Origin of the sequence: Flavobacterium flevense (assembly GCF_900142775.1) — a bacterium.
GTDB classification, from domain to species: Bacteria; Bacteroidota; Bacteroidia; order Flavobacteriales; family Flavobacteriaceae; genus Flavobacterium; species Flavobacterium flevense.
In genome coordinates, this window is sequence record NZ_FRCC01000002.1 from 444,509 (window position 1) to 470,890 (window position 26,382).

The 26,382-nt window shown below is 34.4% G+C and carries 26 protein-coding genes; 14 read left to right on the forward strand and 12 right to left on the reverse strand.

Annotation, left to right across the window (positions count from 1 at the left end):
• Window positions 1-72: 72 nt before the first annotated feature.
• The 5 genes from hemA to BUB89_RS05160 all read right to left on the reverse strand — a co-directional run bounded on the left by hemA (window position 73) and on the right by BUB89_RS05160 (window position 4,179).
• The gene (hemA, locus tag BUB89_RS05140) at window positions 73-1,329 is read right to left on the reverse strand and encodes a glutamyl-tRNA reductase (RefSeq protein WP_073242613.1); all 1,257 of its coding nucleotides are present in this window, start codon (window positions 1,327-1,329) and stop codon (window positions 73-75) included.
• Between the two features lie 409 nt (window positions 1,330-1,738).
• Entirely contained in the window at window positions 1,739-2,329 is a 591-nt protein-coding gene (locus BUB89_RS05145; RefSeq protein WP_073242615.1) for a hypothetical protein, read from the reverse strand.
• An 18-nt stretch (window positions 2,330-2,347) separates the two neighbouring features.
• Window positions 2,348-2,776 (reverse strand): hypothetical protein, encoded by a 429-nt coding sequence (locus BUB89_RS05150; RefSeq protein WP_073242617.1) that lies wholly within the window; start codon window positions 2,774-2,776, stop codon window positions 2,348-2,350.
• 138 nt (window positions 2,777-2,914) lie between these two features.
• On the reverse strand, window positions 2,915-3,754 hold the full coding sequence (locus tag BUB89_RS05155; protein ID WP_073242619.1) for a DUF5777 family beta-barrel protein: 840 nt from the start codon (window positions 3,752-3,754) through the stop codon (window positions 2,915-2,917).
• Window positions 3,755-3,789: 35 nt separating this feature from the next.
• Window positions 3,790-4,179 carry a hypothetical protein gene (locus tag BUB89_RS05160; RefSeq protein WP_073242621.1) on the reverse strand — a complete coding sequence of 130 codons (390 nt, stop codon included), beginning with the start codon at window positions 4,177-4,179 and terminating at the stop codon, window positions 3,790-3,792.
• Window positions 4,180-4,333: 154 nt separating this feature from the next.
• Here BUB89_RS05160 and BUB89_RS05165 point away from each other — a divergent pair, with 154 nt between their 5' ends.
• The 10 genes from BUB89_RS05165 to BUB89_RS05210 all read left to right on the forward strand — a co-directional run bounded on the left by BUB89_RS05165 (window position 4,334) and on the right by BUB89_RS05210 (window position 13,367).
• The gene (locus BUB89_RS05165) at window positions 4,334-4,699 is read left to right on the forward strand and encodes a hypothetical protein (protein ID WP_073242623.1); all 366 of its coding nucleotides are present in this window, start codon (window positions 4,334-4,336) and stop codon (window positions 4,697-4,699) included.
• Window positions 4,700-4,716: 17 nt separating this feature from the next.
• Window positions 4,717-5,256: a YceI family protein gene (locus BUB89_RS05170; protein WP_073242626.1), complete on the forward strand. Its 540-nt coding sequence runs from the start codon at window positions 4,717-4,719 to the stop codon at window positions 5,254-5,256.
• A gap of 136 nt (window positions 5,257-5,392) precedes the next feature.
• Entirely contained in the window at window positions 5,393-6,247 is an 855-nt protein-coding gene (locus tag BUB89_RS05175; protein ID WP_073242628.1) for a helix-turn-helix domain-containing protein, read from the forward strand.
• A 115-nt stretch (window positions 6,248-6,362) separates the two neighbouring features.
• Complete coding sequence (gene hemH / locus BUB89_RS05180) at window positions 6,363-7,394, forward strand: ferrochelatase (protein WP_073242630.1); 1,032 nt, start codon at window positions 6,363-6,365, stop codon at window positions 7,392-7,394.
• Window positions 7,395-8,750, forward strand: a complete 1,356-nt coding sequence (locus BUB89_RS05185; RefSeq protein WP_073242632.1) for an MATE family efflux transporter — start codon at window positions 7,395-7,397, stop codon at window positions 8,748-8,750.
• The gene (locus tag BUB89_RS05190) at window positions 8,737-9,294 is read left to right on the forward strand and encodes a CopD family protein (RefSeq protein WP_073243026.1); all 558 of its coding nucleotides are present in this window, start codon (window positions 8,737-8,739) and stop codon (window positions 9,292-9,294) included. Before BUB89_RS05185 ends, BUB89_RS05190 begins: the two co-directional genes overlap by 14 nt.
• A 57-nt stretch (window positions 9,295-9,351) precedes the next feature.
• Window positions 9,352-10,824 (forward strand): ATP-binding protein, encoded by a 1,473-nt coding sequence (locus tag BUB89_RS05195; RefSeq protein WP_073242634.1) that lies wholly within the window; start codon window positions 9,352-9,354, stop codon window positions 10,822-10,824.
• A 10-nt stretch (window positions 10,825-10,834) separates the two neighbouring features.
• Window positions 10,835-11,617, forward strand: a complete 783-nt coding sequence (locus tag BUB89_RS05200; protein ID WP_073242636.1) for an enoyl-CoA hydratase/isomerase family protein — start codon at window positions 10,835-10,837, stop codon at window positions 11,615-11,617.
• Window positions 11,618-11,797: 180 nt separating this feature from the next.
• Entirely contained in the window at window positions 11,798-12,916 is a 1,119-nt protein-coding gene (locus BUB89_RS05205) for an ATP-binding protein (protein ID WP_073242638.1), read from the forward strand.
• Between the two features lie 52 nt (window positions 12,917-12,968).
• Complete coding sequence (locus tag BUB89_RS05210; RefSeq protein ID WP_073242640.1) at window positions 12,969-13,367, forward strand: hypothetical protein; 399 nt, start codon at window positions 12,969-12,971, stop codon at window positions 13,365-13,367.
• Between the two features lie 95 nt (window positions 13,368-13,462).
• Here BUB89_RS05210 and BUB89_RS05215 read toward each other — a convergent pair whose 3' ends face one another.
• From BUB89_RS05215 to BUB89_RS05245, 7 genes are all read right to left on the reverse strand, one after another.
• Window positions 13,463-14,923 (reverse strand): TolC family protein, encoded by a 1,461-nt coding sequence (locus BUB89_RS05215; protein ID WP_083552503.1) that lies wholly within the window; start codon window positions 14,921-14,923, stop codon window positions 13,463-13,465.
• Window positions 14,907-18,155 (reverse strand): efflux RND transporter permease subunit, encoded by a 3,249-nt coding sequence (locus BUB89_RS05220; protein WP_073242642.1) that lies wholly within the window; start codon window positions 18,153-18,155, stop codon window positions 14,907-14,909. Before BUB89_RS05220 ends, BUB89_RS05215 begins: the two co-directional genes overlap by 17 nt.
• A 23-nt stretch (window positions 18,156-18,178) precedes the next feature.
• Window positions 18,179-19,261 carry an efflux RND transporter periplasmic adaptor subunit gene (locus BUB89_RS05225; RefSeq protein ID WP_073242644.1) on the reverse strand — a complete coding sequence of 361 codons (1,083 nt, stop codon included), beginning with the start codon at window positions 19,259-19,261 and terminating at the stop codon, window positions 18,179-18,181.
• A gap of 141 nt (window positions 19,262-19,402) precedes the next feature.
• A complete protein-coding gene (locus BUB89_RS05230) occupies window positions 19,403-19,828 on the reverse strand; it encodes a hypothetical protein (protein ID WP_073242646.1) in 426 nt (141 codons plus the stop codon).
• Between the two features lie 158 nt (window positions 19,829-19,986).
• Window positions 19,987-20,640 (reverse strand): HD domain-containing protein, encoded by a 654-nt coding sequence (locus tag BUB89_RS05235; protein WP_073242648.1) that lies wholly within the window; start codon window positions 20,638-20,640, stop codon window positions 19,987-19,989.
• Window positions 20,641-20,792: 152 nt separating this feature from the next.
• Entirely contained in the window at window positions 20,793-21,779 is a 987-nt protein-coding gene (locus tag BUB89_RS05240) for an acyl-ACP desaturase (RefSeq protein WP_073242650.1), read from the reverse strand.
• Window positions 21,780-21,789: 10 nt separating this feature from the next.
• Entirely contained in the window at window positions 21,790-22,524 is a 735-nt protein-coding gene (locus BUB89_RS05245; RefSeq protein WP_073242652.1) for a lysophospholipid acyltransferase family protein, read from the reverse strand.
• Window positions 22,525-22,649: 125 nt separating this feature from the next.
• Between BUB89_RS05245 and rnpA the strand changes: the two genes are divergently transcribed.
• The 4 genes from rnpA (at window position 22,650) to BUB89_RS05265 (ending at window position 26,382) form a co-directional block, all read left to right on the forward strand.
• Entirely contained in the window at window positions 22,650-23,030 is a 381-nt protein-coding gene (rnpA, locus tag BUB89_RS05250) for a ribonuclease P protein component (RefSeq protein WP_073242654.1), read from the forward strand.
• A gap of 61 nt (window positions 23,031-23,091) precedes the next feature.
• Window positions 23,092-23,937 (forward strand): DUF4349 domain-containing protein, encoded by an 846-nt coding sequence (locus BUB89_RS05255; RefSeq protein ID WP_073242656.1) that lies wholly within the window; start codon window positions 23,092-23,094, stop codon window positions 23,935-23,937.
• Between the two features lies 1 nt (window position 23,938).
• On the forward strand, window positions 23,939-25,576 hold the full coding sequence (locus BUB89_RS05260; protein WP_073242658.1) for a S41 family peptidase: 1,638 nt from the start codon (window positions 23,939-23,941) through the stop codon (window positions 25,574-25,576).
• Window positions 25,576-26,382, forward strand: a complete 807-nt coding sequence (locus tag BUB89_RS05265; RefSeq protein WP_073242660.1) for an OmpA family protein — start codon at window positions 25,576-25,578, stop codon at window positions 26,380-26,382. Before BUB89_RS05260 ends, BUB89_RS05265 begins: the two co-directional genes overlap by 1 nt.

Here is a 26,382-nt window from a genome sequence, read left to right on the forward strand (position 1 = left end):
CCGTAGATTTTAAATAAACTATGGCCTATATGTTTTTGTGAAAATTTGTGTAATTTGTGGTGAGAAACTATTTTATTTAACCAATGCCTCAATTTTAAACACTTTTTCAATCCATTCGATACTTTCATCTACCATCGTGTTTTCATCTTTGAGGTGATTGGCAAAATGGGTAGTTATTTTTTGAATGATTCTGTTGCTTATTAGTTCAGCTTGTTCTTCGTTAAAATTGGCGATTTTTCTACTTTGAAAATCTAATTCTGAGTTTTTAATGTCGTTCAGTTTGGCTTTTAAAGCGTTGATAGTGGGTGCAAATTTTCGCCCTTTGGTCCAAATGTTGAATTCGTCTTTTATTTCTTCGATAATTGCTTCAGCAGCAGGAATGTGTCTTTTTCTGTTTTCTAAGGTTTCATCGGTCATTTGAGCCAGATGATCCATGTGAATCAGTGTAACACATTCTAATTCCATTACGTTTTCATTCACGTTTTTAGGAATCGACAAATCTAAAATCAATAATGGTTTTTTAAGATTTAAAATGGCTTTGTCCACTGTAGGATTTTGAGCTCCTGTTGCCACTACTAAAACATCGGCTTTTTGTAATTCTAATTGCAAATCAGAATAATCTTTAACTACTACATCCAGTTTTTCGGCTAGTCTTTCGGCTTTGTCCTTGGTTCTGTTAATTAAAGTAATTTGTTCGTGTTTAGTATGTTTTACCAGGTTTTCGCAGGTATTTCGGCCAATTTTTCCTGTTCCAAAAAGCAAAATATTTTTATTGCCAATATCTGCTACGTTTTTGATTATATATTGAACTGATGCAAAGGATACTGAGGTTGCACCAGAAGAAATTTCGGTATCTGTTTTGATTTTTTTACTTGCTTGAATCACTGAGTTCACTAAACGCTCCATGAAAGTGTTTACTAAACCATAAGATTTACTTTGATTAAAAGCATTTTTGATCTGGCTGATGATTTCAAAATCACCTAAAATTTGGCTGTCTAATCCTGTTCCTACACGAAACATGTGATTAATAGCGTCTTGATTTTTATAAATATAAGCGACTTCCTGAAATTCCTGAACGGAACCTTTACTGTTTTCGCAAAGTAATTTGATTAATTCATAAGGATGATTGGCAAAACCGTAAATTTCAGTTCTGTTGCAAGTTGAGGTAACTATCAACGACTCGATTCCTTCTGCTTCAGCTTGCATTAATAAAATAGATTGAGCCTTGGCGTCTAAGCTAAATTTTCCTCTAATGGTGGCATCTGCTTTTTTGTAACTTAGACCTAAAGCGTAAAAAGTGCTGTTTCTGGACATGTTAAAATTTTCCATAATTATACTTTCCTTAAAAAGTTCAACAAAATTATTATTAACTATTTTATAAAAACAACGCTGTAAGTTCTTTTTGTATCGCTGCGTGGCAATTTGATTCAAAATAGCAATTACAAAATCGATTATATTTAAAAATATAGTAAAATCAGGTGTTTTTTAGCGTTTTATGTAGACTTATTCTAAATAAGATCATTGATTGATTTTTTATTTTCTACAAAAAAATATCGCTTAGAGTGCTATAAAAAGTGATTTTAATTCCTTTTTACAATTTTTAAAAAGGAGCTAACAATCCTTTTTAATTGGAATTATTCTACTGTTATTTTTTTATTTTTTAACAGTAAAAATGCTGGAATTGAGATGTTTAATAAAAACGCTACCTAAAAAGGCAGCGTTTTTAATCTCAAAAAAATTATTTTTGAACAATTGGAGCTCTTAATGATTGTAAAACAGCAACAATGTCAGTATATAATTCAGTATTAGAAGCAACACCATTAGCATTTGCTGCAGCACCTACATAACCCACAAATTTTGTGTAATCGGCATCCGAAGATTTTGTTCCCATACGAGGATTTTTAGCAGGATCATGCGCATCAACCATGTTTAAACCTGAATAGGTATTTACTGCATTTGTTCCTCCGGTATTGAAAGAAAAGAAATCAGTAAGGTTGTCTACTAAAACTGCTAATTTAGTAGTATTTCCAGCAGTAACTTCTGTCAAAACAGGAGTAAAATGAGCGCCAAGGTTTCCGGAAGCATTTGCTTGAACATCAGCCACAATAAGACCTACGGTAGAATTTACCACTTTACGGAAAGATAATCTTCCGGCTTCAATCATTTGTCCTGAATTATCAGGATCAGCTACCATTTTTGTTCCACCTAAACGAGTGTAAATGGATGCTTCTACTGGTTCTGGTTTTGGATCATCATCGTCACTGCAAGAGGTAAATGCTGCCGATGCAACTAGTAATACACTTAGTGTAATTTTAGAAAAATTTCTCATAATAATTGAATTTAAGGATTAATTAAAAAATTGATTTATTGTTTTTAATGCTTTGTAACTAAAACTGTTTTGATCGATAGGGCAAACTTCTTTGTTTTTCATATTGGCAGGTAATAAAAAGCGTTCTGCATCATAAGGTCTTTTTGTCATCAATTCATTGAAAACAATTTCTGAATTGGTGATTTTATTGTTATGGAAATACACCACGACATTTCTTTTTACAATAATAGAATCAGATGTTAAACCTTTGATGGTTCTCAAATCGGCACAAATTTGTTTGGCTTGAGCCGAATCAATATTGGATTTAAAATCAATACGGCTTACTTGTAAATTCGGATTCTCATATTCGGCTGGTTTTGCTGTTATAATGTGAAAAAGCAAAATGGCGATGAATAGCACCACAATTCCGGAGATTACGTAGAGTAATTTTTTGACTGTTTTATTCATTTTAACTAATTTTTTAGGTTTTCAAATTTATTTACGAACCTTTCTTAACTATGGTTTTATAAATTATGAGAAAAAGACTAATTTAGAATTGGTTTAAATACAAATACTGTTTTAGGTAGATTTTGTAAGCGCCAATTTTTAGAAAACTCTTAGCAAATTGAATCCAAAAAACACATCGCCTTTTGTCCAGTCTCCAGTTGTCTGACCTAAATATCCGGCTTCATGAATGCCTTGTGAACTGGTAAAATGCATTTGGAAAACATGTCCGCCTGTTTCTAAATCAAAACCTATAGAAAGTGGATTTTTGTAAACAGAATTAGATGCTCTGTTGAGATGTGCTGCGTAATCAATGTTCAAAGACCAGCGTTTAGACAATTTATAACGACCACCAAAACCAATCGCATACTGCGTATTGTCCTGTTGTACATTGTCTACAAAGTTTTCATGAAAAATAGTGGGTGCTAATTGCAGCGACAGTTTTTCAGAATATTTTCTGGAAATCAATACTTGCTGTACATACGTAAACCGATCATCGAATTGCAGTTTAGGATACAGGCTTTCTTTGAGGGTATTGTTAATAGCTAAACTGGAAAAACCGGCAATAGTGACCGGAAAACCATCTGTGGTCTGGCTTAGCAAGGTATATTTTGCAGAAAAATCATAAGCTAGTTCGCTTCGGGCGCCACTAATTGTCAACCAATCGGTTAATCCGTAAACAAATTTCAGTTGTGTGTTAGCATTATCCAATCCAAAAAAACCTTCAAAACCATCTTTTACGGAGCCAAATCGGTGGGCAACAATAAAATACAAATCGCCTTTTGCAGCCAGTTTAGTCGATTCCAGATTGACAATTTTTAAGCCTTTGAATGCTGAGGATACTTTTTCTTTTCCGGAAATAGTATCGATTCCTTTTAATAAATCTTCTTGCGAAAAAGAGATTAAGGGGAATAATAATAAGAATAGGAGGAACTTTTTCATAAAATATAATTTTGGATTGTTAGTTAATTGGTTTTTTATCGAATAATAGAACTCTGATCGAGTTTGAATTCTTCTAATAAGTCGTCATAGCCCAGAAAACGCCCTTTAATTGTGGCCATTTTTCCCGAAATAATGTTTTCAGGCAAACTCTCCTCGAACGTAGCAAATACTTTATTGTCCAGAATAATGGCCTTGTTTTCAATATCTACTGCTGTTATTTGCGCAGTCAGTTCAATAGTCTGATCCTGATATTTAACCAATGCCAGACTATCATTAGCCGTGAATTCTTTTTCTAATTCGGGAATACTTATGCTATAAGTTGCCGCTTCAGTACTAATGTCGCGGTGGCTTTGGTAGATGTAGCCGTAAAAAACAATGGCAATGACAACTGAGATAAGAATTCCGATGAGGATTTTTTTCTTCATGGTGGTGGTTTTTAATGTGTAATTTCATCTACGTTAAAACAGAAAGATTGGTTTTTTTTTAAAATAAAATTGGCAAGGCAAAACTGGATAAGCATTTTCAACGTACATGAGTTATCTAAGAGAAACAATCATTTTTAATCTAAAACCAATTGTTATGAAACCAAAGAATCTTTTCCCGCTACTGCTGTCTGCCAGTTTTTTATTGTCTTGTTCGAATGATAATCCGGATACTCTGATGGAGGATGTGCCTAATGATAATGTAGTAACGTATCAGCAAAATGTAAAATCTATTATCGATAATAATTGCATTTCCTGTCATGCAGCAACGCCCAGAAATGGCGCTCCAATGGCATTAGTGACGTATGATCAGGTAAAAAATGCCGTTCAAAATCGAGGATTGTTGAATCGAATTTCCTTAAATAATGGCAATAGTTTATTAATGCCGCAAAGTGGAAGATTGCCTCAGGCCACTATTGATATTGTAGCTAAATGGCAACAAGACGGACTGTTGCAACAATAATTTTTTAAAAAGATAAAATGAAAAACTATTTTATAATAGCAATGTTACTGGTTTCGGGCTGGTCAATTGCTCAGGAAAAAATGATTTGTAAAACGGGGAATATTACTTTTGAAGCTTCGGTACCCGCATTTGAAGAGGTAAAAGCGACCAATACGAATGTAACGGTAGTTTTAAATCCAAAAACCGGTGAGATAGCCAGTTTAGCTTTGATGAAAGGTTTCCGGTTTAAAGTAGCTTTAATGGAAGAGCATTTCAATGAAAATTACATCGAAAGTGACAAATACCCAAAAGCGATTTTTAAAGGGAAAATAGAAAATTTTAATGCCGGTAGTTTAACTGCAAGCCCGAAGAATTTTACCATCAACGGGAAATTAGAACTTCATGGAAAAACGGTTGCAGTAAAAACCATTGCAAAGATGAGTCAGTCCGGTTCCGGAATTACTTTAGTGGCCGATTTTTCAGTAAATGCCAGTGATTTTGATATTTCCATTCCGGCTGTGGTGAAGAATAAGGTTTCCAATAAAATCAATATTCAGGTCGATGCGCTGTTGAAATAAGTTATACAAACAATAAAGATTTTATAAATTTAGAAGGAAGTAAACAATAAATCCTCAAAAAGATTTAATTTTGAAAGAGCAAAAGGGTCGTTTGACTAAAAACGACTAGTAAGTTGTATTAAAGTAAATCAAAAAAATGGAGGAAGAAATAAAAATTGACGATGATTTTATTTTAATTCGTTTTCAAAACAATACTGATGAGGTTTTAACTTTTCAACGTCCGGTGCAATTGGGACTGATACAATTTCATTTTGGTTTGAAAGGAAGTGCTAACTACATTTTTAATCAGGGCAATTATGTACTGAATTTAAAAGAAGAAAAAGCCTTATTGTTTTATAATACGGAGAAAGAATTGCCGCTTAATGTTGAAATTGCTCCAAAAACCTGGTTGATTTCCATATTTGTTTCCATTAAAAAATTCCATGGATTGTTTACCAGTGATGCCGAGCATATTCCGTTTTTAAGCAAAGAAAATCAGGAGAAAAAGTATTATAACGAAAGCGAAATTAGTCCGTCGATGGCTATTGTTTTGAACCAGATGTTTCATTATAACCTTAATCCATCTATAAAAAACCTGTATTACAAAGGAAAGGGATACGAGTTATTAAGTCTTTTTTTTAATCGAAATGAGGATCCAAATGCGGAACAATGTCCGTTTCTGGTTGATGAGGAAAACGTATTGAAAATCAAGAAAGCCAAAGAAATTATTATCGCTAACATGTCTGAACCACCGGGATTACAGGAATTAGCAGATCAGGTAGGATTGAATTTGAAAAAACTAAAAATGGGTTTTAAGCAAATTTATGGTGACACTGTTTATGGTTTTCTGTTTGATTACAAAATGGATTTTGCGCGAAAACTGCTCGACAGCGGATCGTATAATGTAAACGAAGTAGGTTTAAAAATTGGTTACAGTACCGGGAGTCATTTTATAGCGGCTTTCAAAAAGAAATTTGGTACCACTCCTAAAAAATATTTAATGTCAATGTAACAGCAATTCAGTCACAGTATTGATTTTGTATATTAAAATATAAATAAAAAATAACATTTATCATATTTCTAAAAAACAGCTTGCTGTACTTTTGAAAAAAATTAAAAACCCACCTATGAAAGGCGTATTACTAGTAAATTTAGGATCTCCGGAGAGTCCGACTCCCAAAGATGTAAAACCGTATTTAGACGAATTTTTGATGGACAAATACGTTATTGATGTTCCGTTTTTGTTACGTGCTTTATTGGTTCGTGGAATTATTTTAAGAAAACGTCCGGAAGAATCCGCCCATGCTTATGAGAAAATCTGGTGGGAAGAAGGTTCGCCGTTAATCGTTCTTTCGGAAAGAATGCATAAAAAAGTTCAGAAATTAGTCGAAACACCTGTTGCATTAGCCATGCGATATGGTACGATGACTATTGAAAAAGGACTTCAGGAATTGCACGATCAGGGTGTTACTGAGGTGATGCTTTTTCCGTTGTATCCACAGTATGCTATGGCTTCAACATTAACCATTTTAGTAAAAGCCGAGGAAATCCGCAAAAAGAAATTTCCAAATATGACTTTTACTGATGTTCCGGCATTTTATAACAAACCGGATTATATTCAGAATCTGGCTAATGTGATGAAAAAACACCTGGAAGGATTTGATTATGACCAGTTGGTGTTTTCATATCATGGAATTCCGGAGCGTCACATTCGAAAAACTGATGTCACTAAATCACATTGTAAAATTGATGGTTCTTGTTGCAACACACCATCGCCGGCACATGATTTTTGCTACCGCCATCAATGTTATGAAACCACCCGACAAATTGTAAAATTACTTGGGATTCCTGAGGATAAATATTGCCTTACTTTTCAATCCAGACTGGCAGGTGATAAATGGTTAGAACCTTATACAGATGTAGAAATTAATAAAATGCCAGCCAGAGGAATTAAGAAAATTGCAGTGGTTACCCCAGCATTTGTTACAGATTGTTTAGAAACATTAGAAGAAATTGCGATGCGTGCCAAAGAAGAATTTGAAGAAAATGGCGGGCAGGAATTTTTAGCAATTCCGTGTCTGAATGATGATGATGCATGGTGCGAAACGGTAAGTAACTGGATTAAGGAATGGGCTGTTGCTGCGCAAAAAATTGCATAAATGGCAGTATCTGCGCAAGAATTAGGCTCTCAAAGTATTAAAAAACTTCTTGTGAAACAGGCGGTTCCTGCTTCAGTTGGGATTTTATTTCTTTCGTTAAATATTTTAATAGACACCATATTTGTTGGGCAATGGATTGGTTCACTGGCAATTGCTGCTGTGACCGTTGTATTGCCCATCACTTTTTTAATTTCTTCTCTGGGAATGGCAATTGGAGTAGGAGGCGGCTCAGTTCTTTCCAGAGCTTTAGGTGCTAAAAATAAAGAAAAAGCCGAACATGTTTTTGGAAATCAAATCATGATGACATTGGTTTTGTCATTGTTTTTTATGTTTGCCTGTATGTTTTTCAGTACGGATATTTTATTTCTTTTTGGTGCTAAAGGCTCCATAATGGAACTGGCAAAAGCATTTTTTGCTCCGCTTATTTTTTCGGTTCCTTTTCTGGCTTTGTGCATGATGGGTAATAACATCATCAGGGCCGAAGGCAAGGCGAAGTTTGCGATGGTGGCTATGATTATTCCCGCATTTTTTAACATTGCTCTGGATATACTTTTTATAAAAATATTGGGATTAGGAATGTTTGGTGCTGCAATGGCAACTACTATTTCTTATGTGATGTGTTTTTTATTTGTGCTTTGGTTTTTTGTTTTTAAAAGTGAATTGACCCTGAAAGCACCGCATTTTAAATGGAATCTCCCTATTGTAAAAGAAATTACGGGATTAAGTTTTGTTACTTTTGCCCGTCAGAGCGTTATTAGCATTCTTGCTATTATTGTTAATCATACCTTATATTCTTACGGAGGTGAAAGTGCTATTACCGTATACGGAATTGTCAGCAGGATGCTGATGTTTGCTTTATTTCCCATTTTAGGCATCACTCAGGGATTTATTCCTATTGCCGGATATAATTATGGCGCTGATAATTTTAAAAGAGTCAATGAAAGTATTCTGGTTTCTATTAAATATGCAGCCTTATTAGCTACGGTTATTTATCTTTTTATTTTGTTTTTTGCCTCTGAAATAGTTAGTGTTTTTACTCACGATCTTCAGGTGAATGATGATACTACTGTTGCTCTAAGATGGGTTTTTGCAGCTTCTCCGGTTATTGCCATTCAGTTAATTGGTGCTGCTTATTTTCAGGCGGCAGGAAAAGCCAGAAAAGCATTGTTGCTAACCTTAAGCAAACAGGGTTTTTTCCTGATACCATTAGTTATTATTCTACCAAATTTTTTCGGTATTTTTGGAGTCTGGGTTGCTTTTCCAATAGCAGATGTTTGTTCGACTTTATTGACAGCCTATTTTCTAAAAAAAGAAATGAATACTAAATTGATTCAGACTCATGATGGAATACTATAATTATTTAAAATCACTGCATTTAATTTTTGTGATTACCTGGTTTGCAGGCTTGTTTTATATTGTACGTTTGTTTGTATACCAGATTGAAGCTGCTGATAAACCTTCGCCGGAAAAAGAAATTTTGCAAAAACAATTCAAAATCATGAGTTACAGGCTGTGGTATATTATCACCTGGCCATCGGCAGTTTTAGCCAGTTTTTTTGCTTTTTGGATGTTGTTTTTTACAGATCTGGGGAACTCCTGGTTGCAAATGTCCTGGATGCATGTCAAACTTGGCTTTGTTTTTGCATTGTATTTGTACCATTTAAAATGCCATCAGATATTTAAACAATTACAAAATAACGAAGTAAAATATACCACTAACTTTATGCGTTTGTGGAATGAAGGAGCTACAATTATTCTTTTTGCGGTTGTTTTTTTAGTAGTTTTAAAAAATGCTGTAAACTGGATTTATGGTGTAATCGGAATTGTTTTGTTTTCGGTTTTAATCATGCTGGGTTTTAAATTTTATAAAAGAATCAGGGAGAAAAACAGTGGTCAGTAAACAGTATTCAGTTGGGGACTGAACACTAGAAAATTGAACTCTGAACACTAAAAAATTATGCCAAAAAGCTTTAAATTATCGATGCTTTCGCTGCGAATCCGAATTTTTCTTTCGATGATCGTAGTGATAATCGTGGCTTCTATTTTATTAGCTTCTATTTCGATTATTCAATTTAAAAATGAAGCTAAAGAATATCATAAAGAACGTTTAGAACGCAAAGAAAATGCTGTTAGGGAACATATAAATTATGTACTTTCTACCACCACTTATCCGCTGACTACTGAAAATTTAGAACTGATTTTTAAAGATCGAATTCACGAAATAGCACATATTCACAATAGTGAAATTAATATTTACGACTTAAACGGTAAATTATTAAAATCCTCTAAAGAATCGTTTTCAGTAGATAAAGTAGCGCCACCCATTCCCAAATATATTTTAAAACTGGTACGTTCTTCGATTGAAAAGCGCTATGTAGATATAAAAACCATCAACGGAATTAAAAACCGTTCGTCTTTTACCCAAATTAAAGATGATAAATTCAAACCGCTGGGGGTTTTAAATTTACCTTATCAGGAAGACGATGGTTTTTATCAAAAAGAGCTGAATAATTTTCTTATTCGTCTGGGTCAGGTTTATTCTTTTATGCTGATTGTGGCTTTTGCTTTGGCCTATTTTCTTTCTTCTTACATTACGAAATCCTTAAAAACCATTTCTGATAAGTTGAATGAAACCCGACTGAATCAAAAAAATGAAAAAATTCTTCTTTCGGCCAGTAGTAAAGAAATCAATTTGCTAATTCGGGGTTATAACCAAATGGTTGATGAATTAGAAAAAAGTGCCATTAAACTGGCGCAAAGCGAAAGGGAAGAAGCCTGGCGGGAAATGGCAAAACAGGTGGCACATGAGATTAAAAATCCGTTAACACCGATGCGATTAACGGTGCAAAGTTTTCAAAGAAGATTTAATCCGGATGATCCGGATATCAAACAAAAAATGAATGATTATTCAGAAACACTGATTCAGCAAATTGATACGATGAACTCAGTAGCTTCGGCATTTTCTAATTTTGCTTCCATGCCGGCACAGCAAAATGAAACGTTGAATGTGGTAGAAGTAGTCGAATTAGCCTTAGATATCTTTAATGAAAATCATATTGTTTTTGAAAGTGATGCTCCGGAAATTATTTCGAAGATAGACAGGACACAATTAATACGAATTATTACTAACTTAGTCAAAAATGCTATACAGTCCATTCCTGAGCAACAAGAGTATAAAATGGTATCTGTTTTAGTGAAAAAAGAGGAAGAAAATGTCCTGATTATTGTTCAGGATAATGGGATAGGAATTAAAACAGAAGATATCAATCGCATATTTGAACCTAAATTCACCACTAAAAGCAGTGGAATGGGACTGGGATTAGGGATTATAAAGAACATTATCGAAAATTATAAAGGCAGCATCAGCTTTGATACTGAATATGGAAACGGAACCCGTTTTACTGTTTCACTTCCCATTATTAACTCTTAAAAGCAATACAATGAGCTACAAAAATATTTTGATTACAAAAGAGCAGACTATTGCAACGATTACCATTAATCGTCCACAAAAATTAAATGCATTAAATAAAAGTACCATTCAGGAACTGCATCAGGCTTTTTCAGCTTTAGAACAAAATCCGGATATAAAGGCTATTATTTTAACAGGTAGTGGCGAAAAAGCTTTTGTTGCCGGAGCAGATATTGCTGAATTTGCTGATTTTTCCATCGAAGAAGGCATACAATTATCGGCTCAGGGTCAGGATATCTTATTTAATTTTGTCGAAAATTTAAAAGTTCCGGTTATTGCCGCCCTTAATGGATTTGCCCTTGGTGGCGGATTAGAACTGGCTATGGCCTGCCATATTCGTGTAGCTGCTGATACTGCTAAAATGGGACTTCCGGAAGTTTCACTGGGTGTTATTCCCGGTTATGGAGGTACACAGCGTTTGCCCCAATTAATAGGCAAAGGACGCGCGATGGAAATGATTCTCACAGCAGCTATGATTACCGCCGATGAAGCCTATAGAATGGGTTTAGTGAATCATGTAGTTGCTCCTGAGGAATTGTTAGCGTATTGCAATGAGATTGCTCAAAAAATTATTAAAAACTCACCATCGGCAATTAGTATGGCGATGACTGCCATAAATGCCAATTATAAAGAAGGAGAAAATGGTTTTGAAACCGAAATAAAATCCTTTGGAAGATGTTTTGGAACCGTAGATTTTAAAGAAGGTACCCAGGCTTTTATCGAAAAAAGAAAAGCGGTTTTTACCGGAGAATAAAAAAATTTTCAGTATTCAGTCCCAAAGTTTTCGGTCTTAGGTTGTAATTGTCTGCTAACTTTATTTATATTAAAATATCAAATTATTATATTTTTTTGATATTGTAATATCAAAATATTATGTTTTTTTGATATTGTAATATCAAAATATTATATTTGTATTCTGATATGAATGCAAAAGATGATAAACAGAAGCCCACAAACTGAAATTGACAGTTATCTTTTCAAAGGAAAAGCGATATTGGTATTTGGCGCAAGACAAGTAGGTAAGACCTCTTTGATAAAAAAGACAATCAAAGGACAATCGTTTTTGTGGTTTAATGGAGACGAACCCGACACCCAGATTTTGTTAGAGAACATTACTACCGACAGATTGAAAGCCTTAATTGGCGAAAAAAAAATCATAGTAATTGACGAAGCCCAAATGATTCACAATATTGGTTTACTTATCAAGCGAATGGTAGATAATTATCCCGAAATACAAGTCATTGCCTCAGGAAGCAGTGCTTTTGAATTGGCTGACAGAACTAAGGAATCGATGGTGGGAAGAAAAGAAGAATTACAACTTTTCCCTTTGAGTTATGGCGAAATGGTTAAGCATTCTAATTTTGTTGAGGAAACCCGCTTAGTTCCGCACCGTTTAGTCTTTGGTTATTATCCCGAAGTGGTTACCAGTGTTGGTAAAGAAGAAAAAATTCTGAATGATTTAGTTGAAGGTTTTCTTTACAAAGATATTCTGAACCTGGAGGGTGTAAAAAAATCGGCAACTTTGCAAAGATTAGTTCAGATGTTAGCCTACCGCATTGGTAGCGAAGTCAATTCTAATGCACTTTCTAATGATTTGGGGGTGAATCGGTTAACTATTGAAAAGTACATTGATATTCTGGAGAAAAATTTTATAGTTTTCAGTTTAACTGCTTTTAGTAGAAACCAGGATAATGAACTTAAAAAAGGCAGAAAAGTATATTTTTGGGATAACGGTTTGCGTAATCGAATTATCAAAAATTTTAATCCTATAGAACTTCGTGATGATGTTGGTGCGTTATGGGAAAACTTTGTTATTAGCGAGAGGAAGAAAAAATTGGCCTATGAAAATCAATTCAAAGACACTTATTTCTGGAGAAATACACAACAGGCAGAAATTGATTATTTAGAAGTAAAGAATACTGAAATTGAAGCTTTTGAAATTAAATACAACCCCAATCAAAAAGTGCGATTTACAAAGTCATTTACAGAAAAGTACCATCCCAAAACTACTCAGGTAATTCATAAAGAAAATTTTTGGGATTTTTTATTGTAAACTAAAAAGCCTATTTAACTTAGAACTTTATTTTAAAACAAAAGATAAAAACATGTCATACGAGCCTATATTTGCCCTTTTTTGGGAAAGAGTGAAACAAAGTATTGAAGATAAAACTTTTGCTAAATTAACCCTTGCAAAAACCATTGGCGATACCGAATTAAAAAACATCTATGTTCGCCCTGTTTTACTGGAAAATGATGCATTTAGTCTTTCCGTTATTGCCCGTTATAAAACCGAAGAGATAGAAAGTTTCCACAGTTTAGACGAAGCTTACCCAATATTAGCGTCTTACATGAATAAGCCCTTTTTAAGTGCCTTATTATTCACCACCGAAAATGATGTGACTTTTAAACTCAATAAAAAAAGAGCAGGAAGCATTACAGAGCAGGCACCCACTTTTAAAAGTGCTTCGGATGTGATTCTGGAAATGAAAGAAAAAGGGATTTGAATTTAATTATACAATAACAAAGCCACTCAGAAAATGAGTGGCTTTGCTGCTTATCAGGGATGGTTAAAGACTATTAAACTTTATGGAATGGGCAATTAATTCCATCCACCGCCTAATGATTTATACATATTAACCTTAGCAGTTAATTGCTCTTTTTTAGTTTCAACTAATTGTAATTTGGATTCCAAAGCATCACGTTGCGTTAATAAAACTTCCATGTAATCGGCTCTTGCTGCGCTGAAAAGTTTATTGGTGATTTCGATAGAATTAGTCAAAGCTTCCACCTGATGCTCTTTTTGTTCGTAGCTTTTCTTTAAATTTTCAATTTTAGATAAACCATTTAGTACTTCGATATGTGCATTCAAAATGGTTTTTTCATAATCAAAAACAGCTTGTAATTGCCTGTCGTTGGCATTATAATAAGCTGCTTTAATAGCATTTCTGTTAATTAAAGGCGCTACCATATCTCCGGCTAAACCATACAACAAAGATTCAGGTGTGGCCGTAATATATTTGGTTTTGAAAGATTCTAAACCTACACCAGCTCTTAACGTAAAAGACGGATAAAAATTTGCTTTAGCAACCTGTGTATCCAGTTTGGCCGCTTGCAATTCATATTCCGCCTGTCTGATATCAGGACGATTAGTTAAGAGCTGTGAAGGTATACCTACATACATGGTATCTATTTTTTGATCAATAAAAGTATCCGAATCACGATTAATGTGCTGTGGTGAACGACCCACTAAGAAATTCAATTTATTCTCCGTTTCCACAATATCTTGTTTAACATTGTACAATTCGCTGGTGTTTTTATACACTTCAGCTTCCAGTCTTTGTACCCCAAGAGCAGTTGCTTTAGCCGCCTGCATTTGTAAACGAATGGTTTTTAAACCGTGATTTTGCAATTCTAAATTTTGCGTAAGAATGGCTAATTTATTGTCTAATGCCTGTAATTCATAATAAGAATCGGCAATTTCGGCAATTAAATTAGTGACCATGAAATTTCGGCCTTCTACAGTAGAAAGGTATTCCATTGCTGCTGCTTTTTTAGAATTGCGTAGTTTTTTCCACACATCCAGTTCCCAGGTGGCAAAGGCACCTACCTTATAATTTTGTAAAGGTTCCGGAAACTCTTCTCCGGGTTTAATATCCGTATTAGCATCGTTAGCACCCTGACTGGTATAACGTCCCACTTTTTCTACTTCTGCAGCTGCCTGAATACCTAAAAAGGGTAAATACTCTCCTTTTCTGGCCTGGATTTCATTCTTTGCCATATCTATTTGTTGCAACATGATATTTAACTCCTGATTGTTTACCAGTGCTGTGTCAATAAGTGCTGTTAGCTTAGGATCGTTAAAGAATTCTTTCCATTTCATTTGGGCCGAATTAGTTGTATCATTCGAAACTATATTTTGAAATTGCTCCGGCAAATCCTTTTTTTCGTCACGAACAGTTTTTACAGGCACACAGCTTTGAAAAATCAGGGTGAATAAGGTCAGTGTTAGTACTGACCTTATATTTATATATTTGAAAACTTGTTTATTCATTTTCTTCATCTCTTTTCATTAGTTTTTTCAATTGTTTGTTCATTGCTTTAAGCTTCAATTTAAGACTGCTTTCGTTTTCACTGGTTCTCATGAACTCTTCAGATACTGGTTCAAAAGTTTCGTCTTGTATCAAACTACGACCGTCGCTCATTTTTGCAAATGTGTAATACAATCCGGGAATAATGAAGACGCCAAAGAGCGTTCCGATGATCATTCCTCCCATGGCAGATCCACCTATAGTACGGTTTCCAATAGCTCCGGCACCAGTAGCAATAACTAATGGAATTAGTCCGGCAATAAAGGCAAATGATGTCATCAGGATAGGCCGGAAACGTAGTTTAGCTCCTTCCATAGCGGCATCTACAACACTCATGCCTTGTGCCCGCTTTTGGACGGCGACTTCCACGATTAACACGGCATTTTTACCCAGAAGTCCAATAAGCATGATGACCCCAATTTGAGCATAAACATCATTAGATAATCCCATTAACTGCAACAAAGCAAAAGATCCAAAGAACCCAACAGGTAACGAGAGTAATACGGCCAAAGGCAATACAAAACTTTCGTATTGAGCGGCTAAAACCAGGTAAACGAATATTAATACAATTCCGAATACGTACAGCGCATCATTTCCTCTGTTAGCTTCGTCATAAGACAATCCTTCCCAGGCAATATCATAACCGCGTGGAAGCTTGTATTGTGCCACTTCTTTAATCGCATTAATCGCATCAGCACTGGTGTAACCTTTAGCAGGTAATCCACGAATTGCCGCCGAATTGTACAAATTGTAGCGCGTGATTTCATTAGGACCTAAATGTTTTTCGACTTTCATAAAAGCAGAATAGGGAACCATTTCGCCCGCTTCATTTTTTACATATAATTTCTCCAGATCAGAAGGGATTTTTCGATATTCCGGAGCCGCTTGCGTATATACTTTAAAGAACTGACCAAATTTGATAAATCCTTGTTCGTAAGTACTTCCGATAAGAATATTCAGGTTGTCCATAGCTTTTCCTATAGAAACGCCTTTTTGCATTGCTGCTTTATTATCAATATTTAATTTAAGCTGTGGATAATTGGCAGAATAAAAAGTAAATACTCCTGTTAGTTCTTTTCGTTTTTCTAATTCGGCAAGGAAATCGTTGTTTACTCTTTGGAATTCCTGATAATCGGTTCCGTTTGTTTTGTCCAGTAAACGCAAAGAGAAACCTCCTGAAGAACCAAATCCCGGTACTGCCGGCGGCTCAAAATATTCGATAACTGCACCTAAATTTTTGGATTTTTCTTCTAATTCTTCCATGATTTCGTGTACGGAATGTTCTCTTTCCTCCCAGGGTTTCAGGTTGATTAAACAAGTTCCTGCATTGGATCCGCGACCTTCGGTCATAATTTCATAACCCGCTAAAGAAGATACAGAAGATACACCGTCAATTTCTTCACAAATGCTTTGTAGTTTTTTCGCAACATCATTAGTACGCTCTAATGTTGTTCCCGGTGGTGTTTGAATGATTGCATAGATCATCCCCTGATCTTCACTAGGTATAAAACCGGCAGGAAGTGCCTGATTAGTAAAGTAGGTTGCAAAGCAAAAACCAATCAAAATTCCGAAAGTAATGACTCTTCGGTTAACAATGTGTTTTAAAATACCCACATAATGGCCTGTCAATTTTTCAAATCCTTTGTTGAACCAATCGATAAAGCGATCGATAGGAGATTTTTTCTTAGCATGACCGTGGTTGGGTTTAAGTAACATGGCACAAAGTACAGGTGTCAATGTCAAAGCAACAACTGCCGAAATAATAATAGATCCCGCCATAGTAATAGAGAACTGACGATAGAACACACCTACCGGCCCCGTCATGAATGAGATAGGAATAAATACAGAAACCATTACTAACGTGATTGCAATAATAGCTCCTCCAATTTCGCCTAATACAGCCTTCGAAGCTTTGAATGGTGTGAGATGTTCTTCTTCCATTTTTACATGGACGGCCTCGACGACGACAATCGCATCATCAACTACAATACCAATGGCCAGTACCAGTGCAAATAAAGTAATCAGGTTGATGGATAAACCAAATAGTTGCATGACAAAAAAAGCTCCAATCAACGAGACGGGTACTGCAATAACCGGAATAAGTGTGGAACGCCAGTCACCCAAAAATAAAAATACTACAATGGATACTAAGACAAAAGCATCTCTAAGAGTGTCTATTACCTGTTCAATAGAAGCATCTAAGAAACTGGAAACGTCATAACTAATTTTATAACCCACTCCGGGAGGAAGGTCTTTTTCTAATTCTTTTAATTTGCTTTTTACGTCTCTGATTACATCGCTACCATTAGTTCCAAGGGTTTGTTTTAAAACAATCGAAGCCGATGGTTTACCATCCAGATTATCGTAGATATCATAAAATTCACTTCCTAATTCTACATTAGCAATATCACCTAGTTTTATTTCTTCACCATTCGCATTTGCCCGTATTATTACGTCTTTATATTCCTGAGGCTCACTAAATCGGTCTCTGTAAGTTAATACATATTCAAGCGATTGTGATTTTACACCGGAACTTTGTCCTAATCTTCCGGGTCTTGCTAAGATGCTTTGTTCTTGCATAGCCTGCATTACTTCTTCTGCAGAGATATTATAAGCACGCATTCTGTCTGGTTTTAACCAAATACGCATGGCATATTTACGGCTACCCAGAATTTGTGCACTGGCAATTCCGTTGATACGTTGTATTTCACGAAGCATGTTTGTATAAGCATAATTGTATAGGAATTTTTCATCTACATCATGTCCTTTCTTGCTATACAAATCAACATACATCAACATACTTGGCTGAACAGGTGTAATGATAACACCTTCACGCTGTACTAAGTCAGGTAATAAAGGCATTACCTGATCTACTCGGGTTTTTACCCTGATTACCGCGACGTTAGGATCGGTTCCTGGTTCAAAAATTACACGAATGGTTCCTTCTCCTGCACTGGTAGCATCCGAAGCTATGTACCGCATTCCGGGTACACCATTAATGGCTGTTTCCAGAGGAATTAAAGTTGATTTTACCAATACATCTGAACTTGATCCCGGATAGGCTATAAAGATATTAACGGTAGTTGGTGCAATTTCCGGAAATTGCGAAATGGGTAATTGTTTGATAGCAAGCAACCCCATAAATACAATAATGACCGAAATAACAATTGCTAAAACGGGTCTTTGAATAAACTTTTTAAACATTTTGTTGTTTTTTAAGGGGGTTTTTATTCGGCGTAAACATCAAGAGTTGCTAGTACCTTTTTAGGATTTTCAACATTGAATTTCACTTTTTCATTGTTTTTAACCAGTCGTAATCCGTCTAATAAAATATGATCGTTTACATCCAGTCCTTTTTTTACTATAAAAAGGTTTTCTAAAGTGGCACCAATTGTAATTTCTCTTTGTCTGACTACACCGTTTTTATCAATTACAAAAACATAGCGTTTGTCTAATACTTCAAAAGTTGTTTTTTGCGGAATGATAAGTACGTTTTTTAAAGGAACAGTCATCAGTATAGTTCCTGTTTCTCCGTGTCTTAAAATACTTTTCGGATTAGGAAATGTAGCTCTAAAAGCAATATTCCCTGTTTCGTTATTGAATTCTCCTTCAATAGTTTCTACAATACCGGATTGATTGAATTGCATGTTGTTAGCCATGCGTAAATTCACTTTTTCTTTCTTGTTTTTGTCAGCACTTACAATATAATTCAGGTATTCTGCTTCAGGAACGTTAAAGTAAACCCACATTTTGCTGTTATCAGAAAGTGTCGTTAATAATTCTCCTTCTTCAAGCATGCTTCCTTCTCTTACATGAAAGTGATCGATAACTCCGTCAAAAAGAGCTTTAATACTGGTAAAGCCTAAGTGTGTCTGAGCAAGTGCTATTTCGGCATTAGCTCTGTCAAATTTAGCTTTAGAAAGCGCTAATTCATTAGGAGATACCACTTTGCTGTCTGCCAGAAGTTTGGTGTTTTTATATTCGATAAAAGCAGCATTTCCTTCGGCTTTTGCTTTTTGCAATTCGGCCTGATAAATGTTTGGCATGATTTGAAACATTTGTTGCCCTTTTCTAACTTTTTGCCCTTCATCAATATTTATTTTCTGAAGGTAACCTTTCTCCATTGCACGGAGTTCGATATGACGAATGGAATGGATCTGGCAAACATATTCTTTAACGATTGAGGTATCCATTGCTACAGGATTAGTTACCACAAATGTCCTTTCTTCTTTTTTTTCTTCTTTATGTGAATTGCAGCCAATAGTGCATAACGCGGCCATTAGACCAATGAAAATTGCGTTTTTTTTCATGATGATTCTTTAACTTTTTAAAACAATAAGGTATGTTGATTTGTATAAGCTGTAAAATGAGCTACAGCTTAGTTTCCCAGACTTACTAGCATAAGAAAAGGACTGATTTGCACAGAATTGTGCTTATAAAAAGTTAAAATATCATATTCGGAAAACCTCGAATATAAGGTAAAGAGAATTGCGTAAAGGTAAGTAAAACAGATTTTTAGAGAAATCTGAAGATTTTTCGAGATACAATATACCCGATTCGGCTATTTGATGTCTGAAAAAAGAGGGGTAAGAAACGGTTTTGTTTACTAATTTTTTATAGATGCTAACTTCGGAATCTTCTTCATCATTATCAACTACAATTTCTTTCTTGCTGTAAAGATCTTTTACCGGATGAGCTATATTAAATTGGTTTTCAAACAGATGTTGTACTATTAATCTGTTCGGTTTTTCTAAAGGAATTTTTTTGGTTACAGAAGTCGCAAAAAAAGGAGCTGTTAGTGTTTGAGCAAACAAAGAACCGGTGCTCAATAACAGCAGCATACATAATGGGATAATATGTCTTAGTGCTTTTTTCATTCCTGTTGCAAATCTATCTCTCGTAAAGTATTCTGGCAAGTATTAGTTAATAAATATTTGTTAATTAAAGCTAAAAACAATAAAAAAACCGATTAAAAGCAGTTTTTAGATTGAAAAATGCAATGTTTTGTTTAAAAACATGAGAAAAATAGTAAGACTTATTTCTCTCCTTCCCATTCGGCATAAAATTGAGCTAAGAAATTTTCCATGAAACGATGCCTTTCTTTTGCGATTTTTTTGCCTGTTGAGGTATTCATTTTATCTTTTAGCAGCAATAATTTTTCATAAAAATGATTGAGTGTAGGTGCCTGACTATTTTTGTATTCGTCAATTGTCATATTGGTATTTGGTGCGATTTCAGGATCGTAGAGCGCTCTGTTTTTAAATCCGCCGTAATTGAATGCTCTGGCAATTCCTATGGCTCCTATGGCATCTAAACGATCGGCGTCCTGAACAACATCTAATTCTGCTGAATGGAATTTTTTATCGAAATTGCCTCCTTTAAAAGAAATATTTTCAATAATTAGCACCACATGATTAATTATAGCATCAGGCACTTTTTCTGATTCCAGAAATTGGCGGGCTATTTTGGGACCAATAGTTTCATCTCCATTATGAAATTTACTGTCAGCAATATCATGAAGCAAAGCACTTAGTTGCACTACTTGCAAGTTGCAAACTTCTTCTTTAGCAATTAAAAGAGCATTTTTGTACACTCTTTCAATATGAAACCAGTCGTGTCCTCCTTCGGCATTTTCTAATTGTCCTTTTACAAAAGTGATGGTTTTGCTAATAATATCGGTGTTGTCCATGTTGTTCTTTTAAAAAAAATGTTGATTTTCAAAGCTTTTAAACTTCAAAAATCAACATTTTAAAATTAACTAATTGTGTTTTTAATTCAATGGCAATGGCAATTTCAATTTCAAAAATCAATTTCAATTTCTAAAAATCTAAAATCTGCATTCTATAATCTCGCCGGTTCTACCCATTTAAAAATATGTGATTCTTTAGGGATTACAATTCTTTCAGAAATTCGGGCCATTCTCGCAGGTAATTTCATTAGATAATCACGGGCTTTTTCAGCTTCATCAGTTAAACCTGCAATTTTATCAATTTCCCATTTATCGATTAATTTTTGCATAATTTCCACATAATCCTGAGCTGTGTACACTCCGATACGCTGTGCAGAATCAGAAAATAATTCGAATGCTGAGCTTATTTTTTGCCCTGATTCTCTCAGGAAATGAGCAGGCATCACAATCTTAGCTTTCATCATGTATTGAAAAGCAAGCATCATTTCGCTTGGATCTACTTTAAAAATTTCGCTCACAAAATGGCTGTAAGCATGGTGGTGACGCATTTCGTCCCCGGCAATCATTTTACACATTTTAGACAATTTCTTGTCACCATAATTTTTAGCTAATTGCGAAACTCTGTTGTGTGAAACATAGGTTGCTAATTCCTGAAAACTCGTGTAAACAAAGTTTTTATAAGGATCTCTTCCGGTACCAATATCAAATCCGTCGTTGATAAGGTGTTGCGTTGTCATTTCAATTTCGCGCATGTTTACACGACCTGATAAATACAGGTATTTGTTCAATAAATCGCCATGACGATTTTCCTCTCCAGTCCATTGGCGTACCCAGGCTGACCAGCCGTTTCTTTCTTCATTATCCACGCCTTCCACTTCCATTAACCAGTTTTCATAAGTAGGAAGGGCTTCTTCGGTAATCATATCACCTACCATAGCTACCCAGAAATCATAAGGTAAATCCTTTGATATTTCGCGTAATTCTTTTACTTCTTCTAAGAAATTATCTCCTTCAGAATTAGGTAAAAAATCGGATGGCTGCCATATTTGTTCTACCGGAATCAAATATTGATCCATATAGCCAGTCACGTTTTTTTCCAAAAACTGCATAACTTCTAATCGAATGTTTTTTATAGACATTGTATTTTTTTTAAAATTTTATTCCTTTTACTACTGCACTTTCAGTCTTCTCCATTAATTCAGGAAAATTATAGTCACTAACCTTTAAAGGCTTATGAACTACAAAGGTAAGATGATTTCCTAAACCTACAGGGAAAAAACCATATTTTACCATTTTCCATGAATTATTGATGCTTATAGGCACAATATAAGCTGAAGGTGCACTTTTACATAATATTTTTAAACCTGTTTGGGCAAATTCCTTTGGTTTTCCCGTTTTGCTTCGGGTTCCTTCGGGAAAAATTACCGCTGAACGTTTATTTTTCTCAATATATTCAGATAATCTTTTAATCTCCGGAATCGCCTGTTTAGGGTCTTTCCTGTCGATTAAAGCTCCGCCACCGTGTCTTAAATTATAAGAAACACTAGGGATTCCTTTACCTAATTCTTTCTTACTTACAAATTTACAGTGAAACCTTCGTAAGTACCAAATCATTGCTACAATATCATACATACTTTGATGATTAGCTACAAAAATTAAGGGTTTACCTTCCGGAATGAGTTCTCTGTTTTCGAATTTATAAGTTGTTCCTACTAAGTTAGTACATTTTAATAAAAAAAAGTTTAAATAGTCAACACTTTTTTTATGGGCATTATAACCAAAAACATTCAGACAAACCCATTGAATAGGGTGGAAAATTACTAACGTAAGTCCAAAACATAAATAATAAATTACGGATAGGGGATACGAAATAAGTTTTTGCATTCTTGAAAAAATTAGCTGCAAAAGTATGAAATAATTTTTTAGCGGTATTTAATTCTTAAACATTAATAGGTTTAGTGTTAAATTGTACCTTTGTCGTTTAAAAAAAATGTCTTTTCCCCGTAAAAATGAGTTTTAGCTATCCAAAAAACGAAAAATTAAAAAGTAAAATCAGCATTGGATTGTTGTTCTCTGAAGGTAAATCAGTTTCTAAATATCCATTGCGATTGGTTTATCATTCCGGTTCTTTAAACGAGAATGAAAAAATAAAAATGGGTGTTTCGGTTTCTAAAAAATATTTTAAAAAAGCCGTGGACAGAAATCGTTTTAAGCGTATTCTTCGTGAAACGTATCGACTCAACAAACATATTCTTCTGGACAATTTAGATCAGCCTTATGCCTTTATGTTTTTTTACCAAACTAAAGAGCGTTTGTCTTACGAAGAAATTAATACTAAAACCATTCAGTTATTCGAAAAATTTGTGGCTCAGAATATAAAAAAGGAATAGAATCATATTTTTTATACGAATATTCATTAATTTTAGTTTCTGATATTCTAAATCAATTTTTATGAAAAAACTATTCTTGTTTTTGATAATTGTACTGTTTTCTTTTAGTTGTAAAAAATCGGAAGCTCTTGGGCTAGATAAAGTAATGAAGGAAGATGAGGTAAATGTGCCTCCACCACCAAAAGTTAATCAGGTTAAACTTTTAAAACCTGTCATTATAAATTCTGAAGAAAGTATTGCTGTTGAAAAAATAGAACAGAAAATCATAAAAACTGGTGATATCCGATTTGAATCCAATGATTTAGAAGAAACTTACAGTCACCTAATTATTGCAGTAAAAAAACACCATGCTATTATTCAAAATGATACCGAAGGAAAAGATTATAGTTCGGTTTTTAGACGATTAGTAGTTCGTGTTCCAAGTAAAAACTTTGATTTATTTTTAGCTGACATTTCTAAAGGAGTAACTTATTTTGACAATAAAGATATTTCTTCTCAAGATGTAACGGAAGAATACATTGATATTGATGCCCGATTAAAAGCTAAAAAAGTACTGGAAGATCGTTATCTGGAACTTTTGAAAAAAGCAACTAAGGTTTCGGAAATGTTGGAAATCGAAGCGCAACTTTCTGCTATTCGAGAGGAAATTGAAGCTAAAGAAGGACAATTGCGTTATATGCAAAGCCAGATTTCAATGAGTACAATGACTATCGAATTTTATAAAACTGTTGCAAATGAAGGCGGTGCAACCATTTCTTATGGATCTAAAATTTGGAATGCCTTTAAATCTGGATTTAATGAAATTTCAAATTTCTTTATTACATTATTAAGTATTTGGCCTTTCTTGATTATTTTAGCATTAATTGCACATTTTATTAGAAAACGATTAAAGAAAAAAACAGTTTAAGATGATAAATCTTGTAAAGAAAAAATACATCCTTCCCGTAGTTGCTTCGGCCTTTTTGTTTATTGGTTCCAGTTTTAAAGATGATTTTTTTGAAATTGCCAAGCAATTAGAGATTTTTACGACGCTTTTTAAAGAATTGAATACCAATTATGTGGATGAAACTAATCCGGGTGAGCTGATGGATAGTGCCATTAAAGGAATGCTGGCCAGTTTAGATCCGTACACGGTTTATTTTAATGAGCAGGATGTCTTGAAATTTAAAATTAACAATACAGGTGAATACACAGGAATAGGAGCTTTAATCACCCAAAGATCCGGGAAATTAATATTGCGGGAAGTTTATAAAAATTTTCCGGCTGATAAAGCGGGATTTAAACCCGGTGATGAAATTATCCAGATAGGTGATGTGGCTATTGCCGATTTTAAGGATGATGCTTCCCAGTTGTTAAAAGGAGCAAAGAACACTAAAATTGATATACAATACATTCGTCAGGGAAAAACAAATACAACCCAGATTTTACTTAATGAAGTCGAAATCAAATCGGTTCCTTTTTACTCTAAAATTGATGATAAAACAGGCTATATCGTCCTGAGCCGATTTAATAAAAAAGCTTCGAACGAAACCAAAGAAGCTTTATTGGAACTTAAAAAACAAGGTGCTACACAGATAGTTTTAGATTTAAGAAACAATCCCGGCGGGCTTTTAGTCGAAGCCATCAATATTTGTAATTTATTTGTTCCAAAAAACGAAATCATTGTAACCACAAAATCCATTAATGAGAAGCATAATAATATTTATAAAACTACTGCTGAACCGGTAGATTTAGAGATTCCGTTAGTGATTATTGTGAATGATAAAAGTGCTTCGGCATCCGAAATTGTATCGGGAGCTTTGCAGGATTTAGATCGTGCTGTGATTATAGGAAGCAGAAGTTTTGGGAAAGGATTGGTTCAAAAACCAGTTGATTTAACCTATAATACGCAATTAAAAGTTACTATTTCAAGATACTTCACTCCTTCGGGAAGATGCATTCAGGCATTAGATTATGCTCATAAAGACAAAAACGGACTGGCAACCCGTACGCAGGCAACTAATTATAATTCGTTCAAAACCCGAAAAGGAAGAACGGTTTATGATGGTGGCGGAATTTTGCCTGATGTACCTATGGATGAGTCAAAAACCAGTGTGATTGCCAATGCATTGATCAAAAATGATGGAATTTTTAATTATGCTACGGCTTATTATTATAAAAATCCAAATCAGGGCAATCAGATTCCAACGTTCTCGAATGCTGATTTTCAGGATTTCAAGCAGTTTTTAAAAAATCAGAAGATCTCATTTGGTACAGAAACCGAAGAATCACTAAAAAACACTTTGGCAATAGCCAAAAAAGAAGCGATTGATGAAGCAATTATAAACGAATACAATCAATTATTAGCTGCCGTTCAAAAAAGTGAAGCCCAGCAATTAGACAATCATCAGGCTGAAATTAAAGATTTGATTTTAGAAGAAATTATAAAGCGCTATCAATATCAGGAAGGTTTTTATCAATATTATATGAAATCCAATTCGGTTATTAAAAAAGCGGTTACTATTTTGAATAATACTGATAATTACAAAACTATTTTAAAAAGCTGATGTTAAAATCAATTCTGATATTTTCTTTTTTTGGCTGGAGTACGTTAAGTGCTCAGGAGAAAAAAATTGGAACTGTTTATTTTGAATTTGACAAGTATGCTGTTGACGCCATTCAGGAACAAAATGTAGTTGATTTTGTTCGTGAGCTGGATACCACACTGGTAGAATCGATTCAGGTTTATGGATATTGTGATGACCGTGGCAATAATAATTACAATTTGAAACTATCAGAAAACAGGGTGAATGCTGTAAAAAGTATCTTGGTTGCCAATGGTTTTAATAAAAGTAAAATAGTCATTGTCGAAGGTAAAGGTCGTGTGCTTGTTGATGATTTTTCAGGCGGAAGTTTAGCTGATATCCGATCTAAAAACAGAAGGGTCGATTTATTAATTGTTAAGAAAAACAGCTTTGGCAAAGGGATTTACACTTCTTTTCAGGACAAGCATGAAGTGGGAGACCGCATTTATCTGGAAAACATTTTTTTTGACTTAGGAAGCAGTACTCTCACAGTAGCTTCAAAAAAAGAACTGGATAAAATAGCCTTGATTTTACAAAATAAAAAAGAAATAGAATTTGAAATCCGCGGACATGTATGTTGTACTCCGGATTATTATAAAGATGCAATTGACAGGGCAACAAAGGAAAGAAAACTCTCTTTGAACCGGGCCAAAAGTGTTTTTAAATATTTGATTTCTAAAAACGTGAATAGTTTAAGAATGGTTTATAAGGGCTTAGGAAATCAATTTTCTTTGGGGAAAGGCGATGAATTTGACCGCCGAGTAGAATTTTTTATTACTAAGAATTAA